This window comes from Priestia sp. TRM10 (genome assembly GCF_057808375.1).
The window spans coordinates 608,044-625,325 of sequence record NZ_JBJZOT010000015.1 but is presented as its reverse complement, the minus strand read 5'-3'; the positions used below and the strand labels follow the sequence as shown (position 1 = coordinate 625,325).

18 protein-coding genes are annotated in these 17,282 nt (G+C 39.0%); 17 read left to right on the top strand and 1 reads right to left on the bottom strand.

The genetic code is table 11. From position 1 onward, the window contains the following. On the bottom strand, nucleotides 1-621 hold the full coding sequence (locus ACK3CR_RS19955) for a LysE family translocator (protein ID WP_243518350.1): 621 nt from the start codon (nucleotides 619-621) through the stop codon (nucleotides 1-3). A gap of 148 nt (nucleotides 622-769) precedes the next feature. Between ACK3CR_RS19955 and ACK3CR_RS19950 the strand changes: the two genes are divergently transcribed. The 17 genes from ACK3CR_RS19950 to qoxD all read left to right on the top strand — a co-directional run bounded on the left by ACK3CR_RS19950 (nucleotide 770) and on the right by qoxD (nucleotide 17,272). Next, nucleotides 770-892 (top strand): hypothetical protein, encoded by a 123-nt coding sequence (locus ACK3CR_RS19950; protein ID WP_276517233.1) that lies wholly within the window; start codon nucleotides 770-772, stop codon nucleotides 890-892. Nucleotides 893-1,189: 297 nt separating this feature from the next. Next, a complete protein-coding gene (ssuD, locus tag ACK3CR_RS19945; RefSeq protein WP_488976041.1) occupies nucleotides 1,190-2,341 on the top strand; it encodes an FMNH2-dependent alkanesulfonate monooxygenase in 1,152 nt (383 codons plus the stop codon). A gap of 98 nt (nucleotides 2,342-2,439) precedes the next feature. Continuing rightward, nucleotides 2,440-3,822 carry an LLM class flavin-dependent oxidoreductase gene (locus ACK3CR_RS19940; RefSeq protein WP_488976040.1) on the top strand — a complete coding sequence of 461 codons (1,383 nt, stop codon included), beginning with the start codon at nucleotides 2,440-2,442 and terminating at the stop codon, nucleotides 3,820-3,822. A gap of 189 nt (nucleotides 3,823-4,011) precedes the next feature. After that, a complete protein-coding gene (locus ACK3CR_RS19935; protein ID WP_488976039.1) occupies nucleotides 4,012-5,271 on the top strand; it encodes an acyl-CoA dehydrogenase family protein in 1,260 nt (419 codons plus the stop codon). 28 nt (nucleotides 5,272-5,299) lie between these two features. After that, nucleotides 5,300-6,493, top strand: coding sequence for an acyl-CoA dehydrogenase family protein (locus ACK3CR_RS19930; RefSeq protein ID WP_328122225.1), 1,194 nt, complete (start codon nucleotides 5,300-5,302; stop codon nucleotides 6,491-6,493). A 164-nt stretch (nucleotides 6,494-6,657) separates the two neighbouring features. After that, the gene (locus ACK3CR_RS19925; protein WP_488976038.1) at nucleotides 6,658-7,524 is read left to right on the top strand and encodes an ABC transporter ATP-binding protein; all 867 of its coding nucleotides are present in this window, start codon (nucleotides 6,658-6,660) and stop codon (nucleotides 7,522-7,524) included. A gap of 27 nt (nucleotides 7,525-7,551) precedes the next feature. Continuing rightward, on the top strand, nucleotides 7,552-8,610 hold the full coding sequence (locus ACK3CR_RS19920) for an ABC transporter substrate-binding protein (RefSeq protein WP_488976037.1): 1,059 nt from the start codon (nucleotides 7,552-7,554) through the stop codon (nucleotides 8,608-8,610). A gap of 17 nt (nucleotides 8,611-8,627) precedes the next feature. Further along, nucleotides 8,628-9,398: an ABC transporter permease gene (locus ACK3CR_RS19915; protein ID WP_488976036.1), complete on the top strand. Its 771-nt coding sequence runs from the start codon at nucleotides 8,628-8,630 to the stop codon at nucleotides 9,396-9,398. A gap of 49 nt (nucleotides 9,399-9,447) precedes the next feature. Further along, a complete protein-coding gene (locus ACK3CR_RS19910; protein ID WP_488976035.1) occupies nucleotides 9,448-9,846 on the top strand; it encodes a hypothetical protein in 399 nt (132 codons plus the stop codon). A gap of 8 nt (nucleotides 9,847-9,854) precedes the next feature. Continuing rightward, nucleotides 9,855-10,394: a thiol-disulfide oxidoreductase ResA gene (gene resA, locus ACK3CR_RS19905; protein ID WP_488976034.1), complete on the top strand. Its 540-nt coding sequence runs from the start codon at nucleotides 9,855-9,857 to the stop codon at nucleotides 10,392-10,394. 32 nt (nucleotides 10,395-10,426) lie between these two features. Beyond that, on the top strand, nucleotides 10,427-11,803 hold the full coding sequence (locus tag ACK3CR_RS19900; protein WP_488976033.1) for an LLM class flavin-dependent oxidoreductase: 1,377 nt from the start codon (nucleotides 10,427-10,429) through the stop codon (nucleotides 11,801-11,803). 211 nt (nucleotides 11,804-12,014) lie between these two features. Continuing rightward, nucleotides 12,015-12,239, top strand: a complete 225-nt coding sequence (locus ACK3CR_RS19895; protein ID WP_061801634.1) for a hypothetical protein — start codon at nucleotides 12,015-12,017, stop codon at nucleotides 12,237-12,239. A 388-nt stretch (nucleotides 12,240-12,627) separates the two neighbouring features. Next, on the top strand, nucleotides 12,628-13,095 hold the full coding sequence (locus tag ACK3CR_RS19890; RefSeq protein WP_328122218.1) for a VOC family protein: 468 nt from the start codon (nucleotides 12,628-12,630) through the stop codon (nucleotides 13,093-13,095). A gap of 302 nt (nucleotides 13,096-13,397) precedes the next feature. Continuing rightward, a complete protein-coding gene (qoxA, locus tag ACK3CR_RS19885; protein ID WP_243518375.1) occupies nucleotides 13,398-14,360 on the top strand; it encodes a cytochrome aa3 quinol oxidase subunit II in 963 nt (320 codons plus the stop codon). Nucleotides 14,361-14,377: 17 nt separating this feature from the next. Continuing rightward, a complete protein-coding gene (gene qoxB, locus ACK3CR_RS19880) occupies nucleotides 14,378-16,351 on the top strand; it encodes a cytochrome aa3 quinol oxidase subunit I (protein ID WP_488976216.1) in 1,974 nt (657 codons plus the stop codon). Nucleotides 16,352-16,355: 4 nt separating this feature from the next. Continuing rightward, entirely contained in the window at nucleotides 16,356-16,970 is a 615-nt protein-coding gene (qoxC, locus tag ACK3CR_RS19875) for a cytochrome aa3 quinol oxidase subunit III (RefSeq protein ID WP_061801629.1), read from the top strand. Next, the gene (qoxD, locus tag ACK3CR_RS19870; protein ID WP_243518378.1) at nucleotides 16,970-17,272 is read left to right on the top strand and encodes a cytochrome aa3 quinol oxidase subunit IV; all 303 of its coding nucleotides are present in this window, start codon (nucleotides 16,970-16,972) and stop codon (nucleotides 17,270-17,272) included. Before qoxC ends, qoxD begins: the two co-directional genes overlap by 1 nt. Nucleotides 17,273-17,282 lie beyond the last annotated feature (10 nt).

The window sequence follows — 17,282 nt, the reverse complement described above, 5'->3', positions numbered from 1 at the left end:
TTATTTTTCAGTAAACGCTATTTTCACTCCAATGATTGTAAACAAAGAGCCTTGCAAAGCATTAATTTTCCGAGAAATTTTTGGGCTTTTACGTAAAAAGCGTCCAACTCTTTCAGCAAAAAAGCTAACAAGCGCAAAAATAACGAACGCTTGAACTAAAAACGTAAATCCGTACAGAAGCATTTGCAGTGTAACAGAACTATCGTAGTTAATAAACTGCGGAAAAAGTGCTAAGAAGAACAGCGATACTTTTGGGTTCAAAACGTTCATAATGATGCCTTTTTTGTAGAGCGATTTGTTTTCTAATGAATCCTCGCTATTCATTGTCACATGCGTACTTTTATCACGGAACGATTTATAAGCTAAATAAAGTAAATAAGCGGCTCCTGCATATTTTACAATTGAAAAAGCCAGAGAAGATTGATAAACAAGTGCTGAAAGTCCAATCGTTGCGGCCGTAATATGAACGAGCAGTCCTGTGCAAAGACCAAGCGTTGTAAAAATGCCGGCATTTTTTCCTTTGGCAATGCTTTGGGCAAGCACAAATAAGTTATCAGGCCCAGGCATAAGGGTAAGAAGCACAGCAACGCCTAGAAATGAAAGTAAAGATAATAAGTCCAACCTCGTAACCTCGCTTTCGCGTTATTATTTTATAGCATAGTATAACAGATTTTAGATACCAAAGGGGTGGAAGGAAAGGGTTATTTTGAAACCCTTTCTTTTCTTACCCGTAAATATTACGAAGCATAAGGATTAAGGAGGAATAAAAATGGAGTATGCAGGTTTTGCACTTGCCATCGCAGCCTTTATATTTGTTACAGAACTACAGTCTAAAGTGAAGAAGCTCGAAAAACGAGTAAAGGAACTAGAGGATGAAACGAAAAGTTCTTGATGGAGAAAAGGGTATGAAACATACGTTAAAAGATGCACTCCGCTTGCGAAAGGAAGGTAAGCTAGCGAAAATGCTTCTTAGCCTTCTTACGGAACATAAATTGATAAAGAAAATTTAGTTTCAATTCATACTTTACAAATGGGAATAATTAGCTTATCATGGTCATAACATTTAATACAAATATTCCGTCTGGTCATCCAGAGGCTCATTAAGCGAAGAACATATCGTTCGCTTGGTGAGCCTCTTTTGTTTTTTACATACTAATTTCTTAAATTAATAGAAGAAAGGAAGAGGGAAATGGAGATTTTTTGGTTTATTCCAACACACGGAGATGGGCGTTATCTGGGCACATCTGAGGGAACGCGTCCAGTCAACTATTCATACTGCAAACAGATTGCCCAAGCTGCAGATACGTTAGGATACAGCGGGGTGCTATTACCAACAGGAAAATCATGTGAAGACGCATGGATTGCAGCGTCAATGCTAGCACCTGTCACCGAAAAACTGAAGTTTCTTGTTGCAGTTCGTCCAGGACTAACATCGCCTACTTTATCTGCCCGAATGGCTGCTACATTTGATCGCTTCTCAAAAGGAAGATTGCTAGTCAACGTTGTCGCAGGAGGAGACCCTGTTGAACTAGCTGGAGATGGATTGTTTTTAAATCATGATGAGCGCTATGAATTAACAGATGAATTTTTATCAATTTGGAGAGAAGCGTTAAACGGATCAGATGTAGATTTTGATGGAAACTACCTTAATGTCAAAGGCGGAGAAGTGCTATATCCTCCGGTGCAAAAGCCATATCCGCCTCTTTATTTTGGAGGATCTTCTCCCGCTGCAATGGATGTTGCCTCTAATCATGTAGATGTGTATTTAACATGGGGAGAACCTCCTGAGAAAGTGAAAGAAAAAATTGAAACGATGAAAAGCAAAGCAGCCAAAAAGGGCAGAACGTTGCGATTTGGCATTCGCCTGCACGTTATTGTAAGAAAAACCGAAGAAGAAGCGTGGAAATCTGCTGAAGAGCTCATTGAACATGTAGATGAAGCCACGATTCAAGCTGCACAGAGAGCATTTTCAAGAATGGATTCAGAAGGTCAAAAACGAATGAGCGACCTTCATAAAGGGGATCGATCTTCGCTTGAAGTAAGCCCGAATCTGTGGGCAGGAGTTGGTCTAGTGAGGGGAGGAGCAGGTACAGCTCTAGTAGGAGATGCTGATACAGTAGCTGAGAGAATGAAAGAATATGCTGATTTAGGAATTGAAACGTTCATTTTATCAGGATACCCTCACCTAGAAGAAGCGTATCGTACGGCAGAGCTGCTCTTTCCAAAACTATCGCTAAATCATCATTATGATGAAAATGAGCGGACCTTTATTAGTCCATTTGGTGGAGTTGCTGCAAATAAAGAAAGTATAGAGAAGCAAACAACAAATGTGGGTAAATAGAAAAAATAAACAGGTGATATTTACTTTTACATTGTTTAAATGATTTTACTGAGAAAGGTTCAAATTCGTAAAGAATTGAAAAGTAAAGGGGCCGAAATATGAAAAAAAGTAGAATATATTTAAATGCTTTTGATATGAATTGTGTTGTTCATCAATCTCCTGGTCTGTGGACACATCCAGATGACGAATCACATCGATATAACGATATTAATTACTGGATCGAGCTAGCACAATTATTAGAGAAGGGACGTTTTGATGGCCTGTTTATAGCGGATGTAATTGGAATATATGACGTCTACGGGGCAGATAAGACAGTCACCGTTCGAGAAGCAACACAAGTTCCTGTCAATGATCCAATGATGCTTGTCTCTGCAATGGCACATGCAACAGAGCATTTAGGCTTTGGAATTACTTGTTCTACAACATTTGAACATCCCTATACATTCGCCAGAAGAATGAAAACGCTGGATCATTTAACAAATGGGCGAATTGCCTGGAATATTGTGACCTCTTATTTAGAAAGTGGAATGAAAAACATTGATGCAGGTCATAAAATTCAGCATGAAGAGCGTTATAACATTGCTGATGAATATGTTGAAGTTTGCTATAAATTATGGGAAGGCAGTTGGGAAGAGAACGCCGTTATCAAGGATAAAGAAAAGAAAGTCTTTACAAATCCCGACAAAGTCCATGCCATTAACCATCATGGTAAATACTTCAATGTTCCTGGTATTCATTTATGTGAGCCTTCGTCGCAACGAACTCCTGTTTTATATCAAGCAGGGGGATCATCAAAAGGACGAAAATTTGCTGCTAAGCATGCTGAATGCACATTTATTTCTGGACCTGAAAAAAGCTCTATTGCCGCTTATGTAAAAGATTTGAGATCACAAGCCCGCTTGCAAGGAAGAGATCCACAAAGCTTAAAAGTCTTTGCCTTGTTTACCGTTATTGTTGGAAGAACAGAAGAAGAAGCTTGGAAGAAGTACGAAGAACTTTCAAGCTATATAAGCTATGAAGGCGCTCTTTCATTACTAAGCGGGTGGTCTGGAGTCGACTTTTCAAAATGGGATTCACATCAAGAAATTGAGTATATAGAAACAAAAGCTGTTCAATCAATGTTAGAATCGCTTACGAAATATAGTTCAAATAAAACGTGGACCGTCCAGGAGCTGGCTAAGTTCGCTGGTATTGGTGGAATGGGACCTATTGCTGTTGGTACACCACAGCAAATTGCTAACATATTTGAAGAATGGATTGATGAAACAGATATTGACGGCTTTAACTTAGCTTATACAGTGACACCTGGTTCATTTGCGGATTTCGTTGAGCTTGTTATTCCCGAACTACAAGAGCGTGGGTTAGTAAAAACAGAGTACGAAGAAGGAACGCTAAGGGAGAAATTATTTGGTAAAGGAAGGGCACGCTTGTCAGAAGAACACGTAGGTTCTCAATATAGAAATATGAACTATCAATTATAAGCTTAAGAAGCTAGTAGCGTGTGAAATGTAGTTTTCAACTTAAAATTAAATAGTGGTCCGATTAGGCAACTAAAGGCATCTGTTCTCTCACTGTTGATAGGGGGAAAAGGGTGTTTTTTTATATGATCAACAATGCATATTGGAGTAATATGCTATCTATGTAAATCAAAGCTAAGGGAGAAATAGAATATGACGAACTATAGAAATTTAAACGTCAGTGTTGATGCCGGAAAAAGTAGTGAAAAATCTTCATATCTGTTTACTGAACCTGTTAGATTTCATACACCCGCACTTAATGAGTTAATTTCTATAATTGCTCAAGATGCGAAAGACCGAAGAGATGCTAACAGTGAAGAACATCCATATCTTGCATGGGATGTTATTAGACAATCACGATTAGGTGCCTTACGGTTACCGATTGAACATGGTGGAGGAGGGGCGAGTATTCGCGAACTCTTTGAAGTGATTATCAAATTAGCAGAAGCTGATCCAGACGTTGCTCATAGTCTTCGCGCCCACTATTCCTTTGTGGAAAATTTACTTATCGCCCCTAGAGATGAGCAGCGAGATTACTGGCTACAAAAAATAGCTCAGGGTCACATTGTTGGAAATGCAACAACTGAGCTTTCCTCCAAAAATGTAGGAACAAAAGTATTTGAAACAAAATTATCTCGAGATGGAGGTGATTATCGCTTAAATGGTACAAAGTATTTTAGTACAGGCACGCTGTATGCTGATTTTGTTCTTGTTACAGCTTCGGCTATAGATAAAACGGCTCTATCCGTTGTTATTCCAACAAATCGTGAGGGCGTCATTCTTGAGGATGATTGGGACGGTATTGGTCAAAAACTCACGGGAAGTGGAACAACCTGTTTCAACAACGTTTTAGTTAAACAAGAAGAAATCGCCGGCACGTACGATAAGAAAACGCCATTTAATTCCTATTTACAGCTGTATTTGCATGCGGTTATTACAGGAATTATGCAAAACGTAGTGACAGATGCGGCAGCTTTGGTTCAAAACAGAAAAAGAACATTCAGTTTTGCAACTGCGAATACGCCGTCAGAAGATCCACAGCTTCAGCAAATCATTGGGGAAATAGCGAGCAGTGCTTTTGGAGCTTCAGCAATTGTACTTACAGCTGCTGAAGCATTAGATCAGGCGGTAGCTTCAGCTGTTGAAGGTGATATTGATTATGCTTTAAGTCATGAAGCTTCAGTAAAAGCTGCACAAGCGAAAGTAATGATAGACAATATTGCTTTGCAAGCAGCGACAAGACTATTTGAAGTTGGAGGAGCCTCTGCCACAAGACAGTCAGCAAATCTTGACCGCCACTGGCGCAATATTCGTACGATTGCTTCTCATAATCCAACGGTCTACAAAGCACGAGCAATCGGTGATTATGTAGTGAATGGTAATGAGCTTCCGATCAAACAAGTGTATTTTTAATATCTAATAGAAACAGAGGGATATAAAAATGACCAACATATCAAAAGATAGACCTGTTTATTCACCATCATCGATTGAGAAAATGAGAGCCATGATAAAGCCTATTATTGAAGAAAAAATAAAACCTAATGCTGAAATGATTGATAAAACAGGTCAATTTCCTCGTGAAAACTTACTTTACTTAGCTCGTGAAGGGTGGAATTCTGTAACTATTCCTAGAGAGTGGGGAGGATTAGACTTTGGCTATGTGGGATTATCGGTTGCGGCTGAAGAAATAGGAAAAGTAGATGCGTCAACAGGTCTCGTGTATGCTATGCATGTTGGTGCTGTTCAAGCTATTAATATTTTTGGTAGTCAAAGTCAAAAAGAGCGATGGTTACCTAAAATCAGGGGAGGATATTTAGGTACTCTGTCCATTAGTGAAAAAGCAACAGGAGGTCATGTTTGGTATAACAGGAGCCAAGCGAAAGACAATGGAACAGAGTATATTATTAATGCTCAAAAGTCCTTTACAACAAGTGGAGGGCAGGCAGATTTTTATATTGTGCAAACCCGTACTGCGGGTAGCCGTGATCCTAAGGAGCATAGCTCATTCATTGTAGACGGCCACAAGGACGGAATCATAGCAAAGCCATGGAAAGCACTTGGTGTAAGAGGAAATCATAGTGGTCCATTAACGTTTGAGAATGTAAGAGTAAGTTACCAAGATCTATTGCCAGCAGACGGGTTAGATGTATTAAATGGGACAGGAGTAGCAATAGGATTAAATGCTGTTTGGCTAGGTGTAGCCGAAGGGGCGCTTGACGCTGCAGTTGCCCACACAACAAGAACAATTCATCGAGATTTCAACAAGAGTCTAGCCGATTATGGAGTCATTCGGCAAAAATTAGCTGAAGTAAAAATTCGCATTACAGGTTTGAGAGCATGGCAATTCGATTTGGCAAGGCGGTTGGATGAATTACGTGCGTTAAATGAGTCTTCCCTTTCCCTTGCTTCCGAAATAAAAGAGCAAAAAGTACAAGCAACAGAATTAGCCGATTTTGCAGCACGAGTTGCGATGGATGTCGCAGGAGGCTTTGGATATATAGAAGGAACTTTTGAACGCATTTACCGAGATGCACGCGGAGGAATTCCTATGGCCCCTTCTAATAACATTGCTCGAGAGCAAATTGGAAAAGAGTTGCTAGGTTTACCTCTAGAACTTTGGGAAGAAGGGAAATGATCATTAGATTAATGTAAGCAAAGCAAAATTAATTATATTAAACCTACTATTTTGATAGGGTTATAGGTTTTTGTTGACTGGTCAACCAGAAACATTGCTGTAAAGAGTAATGTTCCTGGTTCTTTTTTATGACGTGAAATATAAAAAAAGGTTGGAGGATGAATATGGCAAAAGTAATTCAAGAAGTTTACAAGGTAAGAGAAAAACAGAAGGCATTTCAAACCAAAATTGAAGCTAAATCTCTTTCTTTTAGTTATGAAGGAGTTGATATTTTACAAGATATTAATCTCACTATTAGAAAAGGAGAGTTTATTACATTAATGGGTCCTAGCGGTTCTGGGAAGAGTACTCTGCTTCGATTGTTAACGGGATTAGCACAGCCGAAGAGTGGTGAAGTTTTCGTTGATTCTGTATCAACGAAAACTTCGTTGCCAGATAGTGCGGTTGTATTTCAAGACTATTCGCTATTTCCTTGGCTGACAGCAGAAGAAAATATTATTCTTGCAATGAAAAGAACGATGAAAAAATCCAAATCTAAAAAAGAACTGGCACACTTAGCTGGGCAATACCTTGAATTAGTACAGTTAGGGCATGCCGGGAAAAAATATCCTGGTGAAATGTCAGGAGGGATGAGACAAAGGGCAGCAATTGCAAGGGCTCTATCATTAGGAGCAGATTTAATGTTTATGGATGAGCCCTTTGGTGCATTAGATCCCGTAACACGAATTCAATTACAAGATATTATTCTGCAAGTAAATCGCGATCAGCAGCGCACTGTAGTATTTGTTACACATGACGCAGAGGAAGCCATCATTTTAGCCGATCGTATTGTTATGTTTACGCCTGGTCCTCCGGGCAAAATAGCAGAAGTTATTGACGTACCTTTTAAGAAGCCAAGAGACCGAAAGATGTTAATCGAGAGCCAGGAATTTATTAAATTTAGAAATGAAATTTTACACGTGATGAACAATGGAATATTTAAGAAACTCGAACAAAACGAGACGGTTCAGCCGTATGGAGCAGGAATTTAAATGAGGAGGAGAAGGGGAGGTAAGGGATTGCGAAGCAGACGTTGGATAATAGGGCTTTTGATGATTTCTGTTTTAGCGTTAGCGGCGTGCGGAGAAAAAAATGCAGCGTCAGGTAAGGAAAGTTCCACACTAAGAGTCGGATACGGTCAGCTATACGGAGCACCTTTAGCAGATATTGCTCGAGCTGAAGGGTTTTTTAAAGATGAAAACTTAAAAGTTGAAATGATTTCCTTTACAAGTGGAGGGTTAGATGCTCTAAACTCTGAAAAAATTGATATTGCTCTCACTTTTGGTACAGCAGGACCGCTGAACTACATTGCCCAAGGAGCGGATTTTACATTCATTGGAGGACATATGGAAGGTGGACAACCTGTTGTAACGAAAGAAGAAAATGCCAACAAATATAAAACATTAGAAGATTTCAAAGGAAAGAAAATAGCGACGGTTAGACTAGGAACTCTTGATGTTATTTTCAAATCAGCGCTTGATGATGCCGGAATTGATATTCATAAAGATGTAGATTTTGTTGAAGTGAAAAGCGTAGCAGATGTGCTTGAGGCGGTCCAATCTGGGAAGGTAGATGTTGGTCTTTCCAATACGGGACATTTGACTAAAACAGAACAAATCGGGCTGAAACCTATTTTTTGGAGCAATGATTTAAGTCAAAATGATCTTTGCTGCCGCGTTACGGTCAGAGGAAATATTTCAAGTGATAAAGCTGTAGCATACAAAAAGTTTATGAAAGCTCTTATAAAAGCAGAGCGAGTAAAATTAGAAGATCCGAAGAAAAACTTAGAAGCATCAAAGCCAACGTTTAAGCAACTGCCTGAAGAAAGAGTGAACGAAATCGTCAACGAAAAGCATTTGATCAACTCAGCAGATCCAAATAAAAAGGAAGTTGTGAATACATGGGGGAAAATGCAAGACATTGGCTATATAAAAAACGTGGGTAACATTGATTTAGATGATCACTTTAATTTGTCTATGTATGAAGAAGCTATAGATGAACTTATTAAAGAAAACCCTAATGATGATTATTATAAAAAGGTTCTTAACCGGTTTAATAAGCAGAATTTACAGTCTTAATTTAAAGGAGGCATTCTATGAAAAAGTTTTTAAGTACGTATAGTTACTCGATAGCCATTGCTTTCGCTTTAATCGGATTATGGATTTATATCACTAACTTTACAGATTGGCTAAGTCCACTTATTTTTCCGTCTCCTCATCTTGTGGCCGCTGCTTTTTTTAGAGCGATATTTGAACTTTTTCAAGGATTTTTAAGTTCAATGAAACTACTAGTGCCAAGTGTTTTATTAGCTCTAGTGTTAGGAATCAGTGGAGGCTTGTTTTTTGGAACGCGTCCAAAGCCGAGAAAAATTTTAACGCCTTTTTTCAATGCATTTAGTCCACTGCCGCTTACTTTGTTTATTCCTTATGCAATCGCGTTATTACCAACGTTTGAACTGGCTTCTATGTCAATTTTATTTATAGCTGCCTTTTGGCCCATCTTTTTAGGAACGATTCAAGGTGTGTTATTAATCGATAATCACTATTGGGACAATGCTAAGACGATTGGTCTTGAAAAACGTGATTTAATTTTTAAAGTCATTATTCCAGCAAGTTCACCGCTCATTTTAAACGGCATCGGACAGTCACTCAGCTTATGTTTTTTAGTTTTAATGACGGCCGAAATGTTTGGTGCAAAAGCAGGCATGGGGTATTTTATTCAGTATTATACCGATTTCACTCAGTATGATTTAGTTATATCAGGTTTGATTTTTAATAGTCTTGTTATTTTAATCATTATGATTACGTTTGAGCGAATTAAGAAACGTATTCTATTTTGGACGAATTTAAAAAATGAAGCAGGATAAACAGGTAATGTTCTTAATCGAAAAAGTACGTGAGACAAGGAGTTATGATGTGAGAACAACTCTAATTCTATTTATATCACTATTATTAGTAGGCTGCTCACAGTCTAGTATTGCTCACAGTCCGGGAGAGACTCCAGCACTAAAGGTCTCCTTAAACAGCGATACTACAAAACTAACAATTAATAATACAGCTAGTTTAACAGCCTCTGTCACATACGGAGCTGAAAAAATTGATGATGCCTATGTACAGTTTGAAATTATTGAAAACGGCGCATCTTTAGGTATGGTTTCACCAAATGTTCTAGAGGAAGGAAAGTATGTGTTAGACACTAAGTTTTTAGAACCAGGAGAAAAACAAGTGATTGTACATGTAGATTATAAAGAACAGCATGAAATGAAAGGGATATTTTTATCTGTTACAAACGGAGAGGAGGGAGAAGTATCTTAAAATATAGAATGAAAAAGTTCAGTAGTTCTCTCCTCATGAGTCTGGTGATTCTAGTTTTATTACTAGGCCTAGGTTACACGGTTTATGTTAATTTTTTTAAGAATGAACACAACGTTGCTAAAGGTGCGGATCTTAATGACATAGCTTTTGATTTTACGCTTCAAGATTTGCACGGTAACGAAGTGAGTCTTTCAGATTTTAGAGGAAAAGGAGTTATTCTTAACTTTTGGGCAACATACTGTCCTCCTTGTAAAAAAGAAATGCCTCATTTAAATAATATTTACAAAGAGTACAAGGATAAGGGAATTGAAGTACTTGCTGTTAACGCAAATGAACCAAGAGTCATTATTAAACCTTTTGTTCAGGAATACGGACTGCATTTTCCTATTTTGCTAGACAGAACAGGTTCAGTTGTGGATCAGTACGACATTCTAAATATTCCGGTAACCTTCTTTATCAACGAAGAGGGAGAAATTGTTGAAAAATCTTCTGGTGAACTAACAGTGGAGAGTATTCGCAGCTCCGTAAAGCACATTATTCCAAAATAAATCGATAAGTTAAACAATGGAGATGATAAATAATGTCTAAACCACTTTCGTTTTCTGCCTTTGTGATGAATACGGCTTCTCATATTATTCACGGCTTATGGCGGGATAAGGAAGGTCATCAATTAAACTTTAATGATGTAGAGCTATGGGTTTCACTAGCACAAAAGCTTGAAAACGGTGGGTTTGATACCATCTTTTTTGCAGATGTTGTTGGATTATATGGGAATCACCGAGGAGGGTGGGAATACCATGCAAGCAACGGTTTGCAAATTCCAAGCAACGATCCAATGGTTCTTTTATCCGCTTTGGCTGTGAATACGAAGAAGATTGGCCTAGCTTTCACTGCAGCACCGCTTCAAGAGCCTCCATTTAACTTTGCGAGGCGTGTTTCTACCCTTGATCATATTTCAAAAGGAAGAATTGCGTGGAATATCGTCACAAGTTCGCTTGAAAACGCCTTTCGAAATTTCGGATATGATGGATTGGTTTCACACGATGACCGCTATCAATGGGCCGATGAATATGTAGATGTTCTGTATAAGCTATGGGAAGGTTCGTGGGAGGAGGACGCTCTTTTACAAGATAGAGACAGCGGAATTCACGCTGATCCGCAGAAAATTCATAAGATTAATCATGTTAGCGAACGTTATAACGTAGAAGGTCCTCACCTTGTTTCACCATCGCCCCAGCGCACGCCCGTCCTTTTTCAAGCGGGATCTTCAGCAGCTGGCAGGGATTTTGCGGCTCAACATGCAGAAGCCGTCTTCATTGTATCCCCTGATCCTGCCAATGCTCGAATGCTAATTGAAGAGACAAGAAACCTTACCGTTCAGTATGGTCGCGATCCTTATGATATTCGCTTCTATCAGGGCCTTTCTTTTGTTATTGGGGAAACCGAAGAAGAAGCGCGACAAAAAGAAATAGAATTAGAACAAAAGATAGACTATGACATGATGATTGCTCATATGGCAGGCGGAATGGGCATTGATTTAGGAAACGTCAGTTTAGATACACCTCTTGAAAATGTGAAAACAGAAGGAGTTCAAAGCACATTTCAATGGCTCAAGCAAAGTACACAGGGACGGACTCCCACTGTAAGAGACTTAGCCAAATTACGAAGTCGAAATTCACGCATCGTCGGAACGCCAGAAACGATTGCAGATCAGCTTGAGCTTTGGCAAGAAGCAGGAGTGGACGGAGTGAATGTGATTAATGTAACAATCCCAGGGTCATATGAGGAATTTATCAGTTCTGTGATGCCTGTTCTTCGTAAAAGAGGTCTAGCTCGTGAACAACACGTACAGCCGGAAACCTTACGCCATCAACTTTTTGGGGAAAATCGCCTTAGTGAACGTCATCCTGCTGCAAAGTACAGAGGAGCTTTTACTCAACCAAATGCTACAAAGTAAGAAATTAAGTTGTGCTAGCCTTCCTCTATATAGAATGAATAAATAAGAAAAAAGGCTAAGTTCCTAGGGTTCTCTTTAAATAGAAGGTGTAAAAAGTCCATTCTTTAAGAGCGGACTTTTTACACCATCCTTCTGTTATATGAGAAAAGGTCTTTTTGTTGATAATAGAACATTTGTTCGTTATAATTGAAGCATAAGGAGTTGAACAATTATGCTGCGGTTATTACAACAAAGTTCAGAGTCGAAGAAACCACTTGAGATTATTTATATGGCGGATAACGGCTCAATTACACAGCGCTCCATCATTGTATATGAGATAAACGAAACAAAAGTAAAAGCTTGGTGTTTGCTTCGCCATGAAAAGCGGACATTTAAAATAGATAATATTCTTTCCTGTGCGTTCAAGGAAAGAAAAAGATATGGATTAGCACGATAAGCCTCTAGTTTTGCTGGAGGTCTTTTTTTGAGCTCTTTAAAAGTGATAATTTTCAATTTGTGTTAACATATTGAAAAAAGTGAGGTGCTTTATGATAGCTTAATTTGAAACAATTACGCTCTTTCGCCCCCTGTTGATTTTCCTCATCGTTGCGCTAGTTGGAGTGCTCTTTTTTCTTACTGTGATTAAGCGTTCTCGGCGTGTTAGCGGCTTTTTAGTTGCCGTTTTTTCCGTTCTCTCTATTACAATATCCGTTCTTTTTTTGTATAGAATGGGCGTATTAGCTGATGAACTAAACGGGGCAGGAGATCTTTTCTCTTTTTTTAATCATAGCTGTGCTAAGTATGGCTAATCTTACTGTCTATTTTATAAAAGGGAGGAGTTTTGAATGATTAAAGGATTGTATGAAGCACATTTACCTGTTTCAAATCTTGAAAAATCGATTGAGTTTTATAAAAAACTGGACTTAGAGATTGCCTTTCGTGAAGAGAAACTAGCTTTCTTTTGGATCAAAAAAGGAGAAAGCTGGCTTGGACTTTGGGAAACCGAGCAAGTTCACATTCCATATCACGCATCCCTTCGCCACATTGCTCTCCACATTGATCAGGAAGATATGGATTCTGCTAAAGATTGGCTGAAAGAGAGGGGAATTCAAGTAAGAACAGCGTTTGGATTTGGGTCAGACAGACAGCCGCTCGTTTTACCGAACAGTCCGCAAGCACATGCCGCTCTTTATTTTAGTGACCCTGATGGAAATTCAATTGAGTTGATTTCACCACTAAGTCATAACGTTAAAGAGAACTTTAAAATGATGAGTTTAAAAGAATGGAAGGAAACCAAAAAGATGCCTTTTTAAGAGGCATCTTTTTTGATGAAAAAAGCTTAGTTTTTTTAATTTATAAAGTGAAAGATAAATTAAATTTATAGTTCATTTTATAGGTGTTTTTAAGAGTGGAGATGAAAATAATATCCCCCCCTAGAGGGATTTAAATGGGGGTTAAATCCAGAGTTGTTACCGATTTATGAATGAAGTTTGTCGAATTATTGAAAAGTGAAAAAAGGCCTTTTAATCGCTATCACTTACTTTTCTTTTTTTATACAATTTGATGGAATCCGAGCTTGTTTCATTCGAGACATTAGAAAGGAAGGTGAAATTCCATGTTCAAAAATCGTAAAGCATGGTTGATTGTAATAAGTAGTTTAATCTCACTCGTTATTATTACTGTACTTGGAGTTCGCAGTGATCTTATCGTGTTAGATCCTAAGGGACCGGTTGGGGAGATTCAAAAAGACCTTATTATCTTTTCCCTTTATTTTATGCTTGCTATTGTTGTCATCATTTTTGCTGTATTTACGTTTGTGATTATAAAGTATCGTAATCGAAAAAACTTCAATGACCGCGATTATGATCCAAATTTGCACGGCAGCACGAAGCTTGAAATCATTTGGACCCTTATTCCTCTTTTAATTGTTATTGCTCTTTCGATTCCAAATGCGAAAGCTCTTTATGATTTAAAAGAAGCACCGAAATCTACAGCGCATAAAGAGCCGATTGTTATCCATGCAACGGCCGTTGACTGGAAGTGGATTTTTAGCTATCCAGAAGAAGAAATCGAAACAATCAATTACGTAAACGTACCTGAAAATCATCCGGTTTTATTCAAAATAACGGCAGCTGATTCAATGGCTTCTTTTTGGGTGCCGCAAATTGGCGGGCAAGTGTACGGAATGCCTGGCATGGTCAATGACCTTTATCTACAAGCTGACGAAGTTGGTACATATGAAGGCCGAAACTCGAACTTTACGGGAGAGGGAATGGCTCATCAGCAGTTCGACTTTGTGGCGCTGAATGAAGAAGAGTATAGCAGTTGGGTGGAGGAAACAAAAGAAACGGCTCCAAAGCTAACTGAGGAAACGTATCAAAAGCTCATGCTTCCTGATACAGCAGAGAGAACCACTTTTTCATCAACGCACTTAGATTTCGTTGATCATGGTCTTAACTCAACATATGCGTTGAAAGTAAGAGCGGATCACGGACTTATTGAAGAACCGATTGAAGACAGGGAAGAAGGTTCACACGAACATGAGCATTCGAACCATGGATCGCACGCTCATCACTAGGAAAGGAGGAACAGATGATGTTTGATTTTATTAAAGAGCACTTAATTCTTGATGATCCGCTCATTCTCGGAGCGAACATTTCGATTTTGCTGACAACGATTGGGATTTTGTTTGTTCTTACATATTTTAAAAAATGGAAGTGGCTTTGGACAGAGTGGATCACAACCGTTGATCATAAACGAATTGGAATTATGTACATTTTAGCCGCTTTACTTATGCTTTTCCGCGGCGGAGTTGACGCTTTATTAATGAGAGCGCAGCTTACAGTTCCAAACAATGATTTTTTATCATCTCACCACTACAACGAGATTTTTACAACTCATGGAACCATTATGATTTTATTTATGGCCATGCCTTTTTTACTTGGGCTAATGAACTTTGCGGTTCCCCTACAAATTGGGGCAAGAGATGTTGCCTTTCCGTTTTTGAATAACTTAAGCTTCTGGTCTTTCTTTAGCGGAGCGATTTTGTTTAACATTTCCTTTGTTTTTGGAGGTTCTCCTGATGCTGGATGGACAAACTATGCGCCACTAGCAATTGAAGGAAGCCCAGGACCTGGTATTAACTATTATTTACTCGGTCTGCAAGTTTCAGGAATTGGTACGCTTTTAACGGGAATTAACTTTGTCGTAACAATCATTAAAATGCGTGCTCCTGGCATGACGCTGCTTCGCATGCCGATGTTTACATGGACAACATTAATTACGTCATTTATTATCGTGTTCGCATTTCCGATTTTAACGGTTACGCTTGCATTGATGACGTTTGACCGCCTGTTTGGTACGCACTTTTTCACTTTAACAGACGGCGGAAATCCGATGCTTTGGTCAAACATGTTCTGGATGTGGGGACATCCTGAAGTATACATTGTTGTGTTGCCTGCATTCGGAATTTTCTCAGAGATTATTGCCACGTTCGCACGTAAAACGCTATTTGGATATAAAACGATGATTGTCTCGCTTGTAGTCATCTCGTTTTTAAGCTTTATTGTATGGGTGCATCACTTCTTCACAATGGGAGGAAGCGCAGCTGTTAACAATATTTTCTCTATTACAACAATGGCCATTGCGATTCCAACCGGAATTAAGCTGTTTAACTGGCTTGGAACGCTTTATAAAAGTAAGATCGAGTTTACAACACCAATGCTTTGGTCACTTGCGTTTATTCCAACGTTTGTAATCGGAGGCGTAACAGGCGTTATGCTTGGCATGGCAGCAGCGGATTTTCAGTATCATAACTCGTATTTCCTTGTTGCACATTTCCATTACACATTAATTGCAGGTGTTGCCTTTGCTTGTTTTGCTGGTCTAATTTACTGGTATCCGAAAATGGTTGGCTACAAAATGAACGAAAGAATTGGAAAATGGGCGTTTTGGTTGTTTACAATCGGCTTTAACGTATGTTTCCTTCCACAATTCATTCTAGGGTTTGATGGTATGCCGCGCCGCGTGTATACGTACGCTCCTGAAGATGGTTGGACAGGTCTAAACGTTGCATCAAGCGTTGGTGCCGCTGCAATGGGACTTGGATTCGTTGTATTTGTATACAACATTTATTACAGCCACCGCTATGCGATTAGAGAAACAGAAGGAGACGTATGGGACGGAAGAACGCTTGAGTGGGCAACAACAACGTCTATTCCGCCTCACTACAACTTTGCGAAGATCCCTCATGTCCAAAATATTGATACGTTCTGGGATATGAAGCAAAGAGCGAAAAAGCAAACAAAGAGAAGGCAAAAAGAAGAAGGAAACTATGAGCCTATTCATATGCCGAGCAATACAGGAACAGCTCCTATTATGTGTGGATTTTTCTTTGTAGCTGGTTTTGCTCTTGTTTTTGAACTATGGTGGATGGCAATATTAGGCGCAGTGGGAATACTCGGTTGTATGCTCGTTCGCTCAGTTCGTTCCTTTGAAGAAGATAAAGGCTACTATGTAAGTGTTGAAGAAATTACGGAAGCGGAACAGCCGTTCCATAAGGAAGGGTGAGAAAATGGCACAGGTTAGTAACGCTGGAGAAGAAAACGTCCCTTTAGAATATAAATCGGGAATTGGGAGATTAAATATATTTGGATTTTGGATCTTTTTAGGAGCAGAAGTTGCGCTTTTTGCTACGATTTTTTCCGCCTATTTTGTGTTAGAAGGTGGAACAGCAGGAGGACCTCTGCCTAGCGACCTTTTTGATCTTAATAATACAATCGCGATGACGCTTATTCTATTAACAAGCAGTTTCACATGTGGATTGGCGATTCATGAAATGCGTAAAGGAAATAGGAAAGGAATGCTCATTTGGCTCCTTGTGACACTTCTATTTGGTGGAGGATTTTTATACATGGAAGTGATGGAATTTATCCATCTTGTTCATGAAGGTGCGACAATTGGGACAAATGCCTACTGGTCTTCCTTTTATGTGTTAACAGGAACGCATGGGCTTCACGTAACGCTTGGAATAGGGTGGATGATCCTGATCATCGCTGAAGTGATGAAGCGAGGGCTAACACCGCATACAGCGAAAAAAGTATTTGTTTCAAGCTTGTACTGGCATTTCTTAGACTTTGTATGGATTTTCGTTTTCACAAGCGTTTATCTATTAGGGATGGTGAAATAATGGAACAAAAAACAGAAAAACATAGTCACTTTCCGTGGTCACACGTATTAGGTTTTCTATTATCGATTGCGCTAACGTTTCTAGCCGTTTGGGTTGGGTTGTACACAAATTTATCAGTCCAAACCATTGTTGCACTCGTGTTCCTGCTTGCGTTTATTCAAGCAGCCATTCAGTTGTTTATGTTTATGCATATTTCAGAAGGAGAGCACAAGCTTTGGCAAATTGGGAAAATGATTGCATCAGGTCTCATTGCCATTATTATTGTAGTGGGAAGTGTGTGGGTCTTAACGTCTATGCACTAAAAATAGAAAG

Excerpts from the sequence above, each read along its gene's own strand:
- ACK3CR_RS19950 (WP_276517233.1), top strand. The coding sequence starts at position 770 with ATGGAGTATGCAGGTTTTGCACTTGCCATCGCAGCCTTTATATTTGTT.
- ssuD (WP_488976041.1), top strand. The coding sequence starts at position 1,190 with ATGGAGATTTTTTGGTTTATTCCAACACACGGAGATGGGCGTTATCTG.
- ACK3CR_RS19940 (WP_488976040.1), top strand. The coding sequence starts at position 2,440 with ATGAAAAAAAGTAGAATATATTTAAATGCTTTTGATATGAATTGTGTT.
- ACK3CR_RS19935 (WP_488976039.1), top strand. The coding sequence starts at position 4,012 with ATGACGAACTATAGAAATTTAAACGTCAGTGTTGATGCCGGAAAAAGT.
- ACK3CR_RS19930 (WP_328122225.1), top strand. The coding sequence starts at position 5,300 with ATGACCAACATATCAAAAGATAGACCTGTTTATTCACCATCATCGATT.
- ACK3CR_RS19925 (WP_488976038.1), top strand. The coding sequence starts at position 6,658 with ATGGCAAAAGTAATTCAAGAAGTTTACAAGGTAAGAGAAAAACAGAAG.
- ACK3CR_RS19915 (WP_488976036.1), top strand. The coding sequence starts at position 8,628 with ATGAAAAAGTTTTTAAGTACGTATAGTTACTCGATAGCCATTGCTTTC.
- resA (WP_488976034.1), top strand. The coding sequence starts at position 9,855 with ATGAAAAAGTTCAGTAGTTCTCTCCTCATGAGTCTGGTGATTCTAGTT.
- ACK3CR_RS19900 (WP_488976033.1), top strand. The coding sequence starts at position 10,427 with ATGTCTAAACCACTTTCGTTTTCTGCCTTTGTGATGAATACGGCTTCT.
- ACK3CR_RS19895 (WP_061801634.1), top strand. The coding sequence starts at position 12,015 with ATGCTGCGGTTATTACAACAAAGTTCAGAGTCGAAGAAACCACTTGAG.
- ACK3CR_RS19890 (WP_328122218.1), top strand. The coding sequence starts at position 12,628 with ATGATTAAAGGATTGTATGAAGCACATTTACCTGTTTCAAATCTTGAA.
- qoxA (WP_243518375.1), top strand. The coding sequence starts at position 13,398 with ATGTTCAAAAATCGTAAAGCATGGTTGATTGTAATAAGTAGTTTAATC.
- qoxB (WP_488976216.1), top strand. The coding sequence starts at position 14,378 with ATGTTTGATTTTATTAAAGAGCACTTAATTCTTGATGATCCGCTCATT.
- qoxC (WP_061801629.1), top strand. The coding sequence starts at position 16,356 with ATGGCACAGGTTAGTAACGCTGGAGAAGAAAACGTCCCTTTAGAATAT.
- qoxD (WP_243518378.1), top strand. The coding sequence starts at position 16,970 with ATGGAACAAAAAACAGAAAAACATAGTCACTTTCCGTGGTCACACGTA.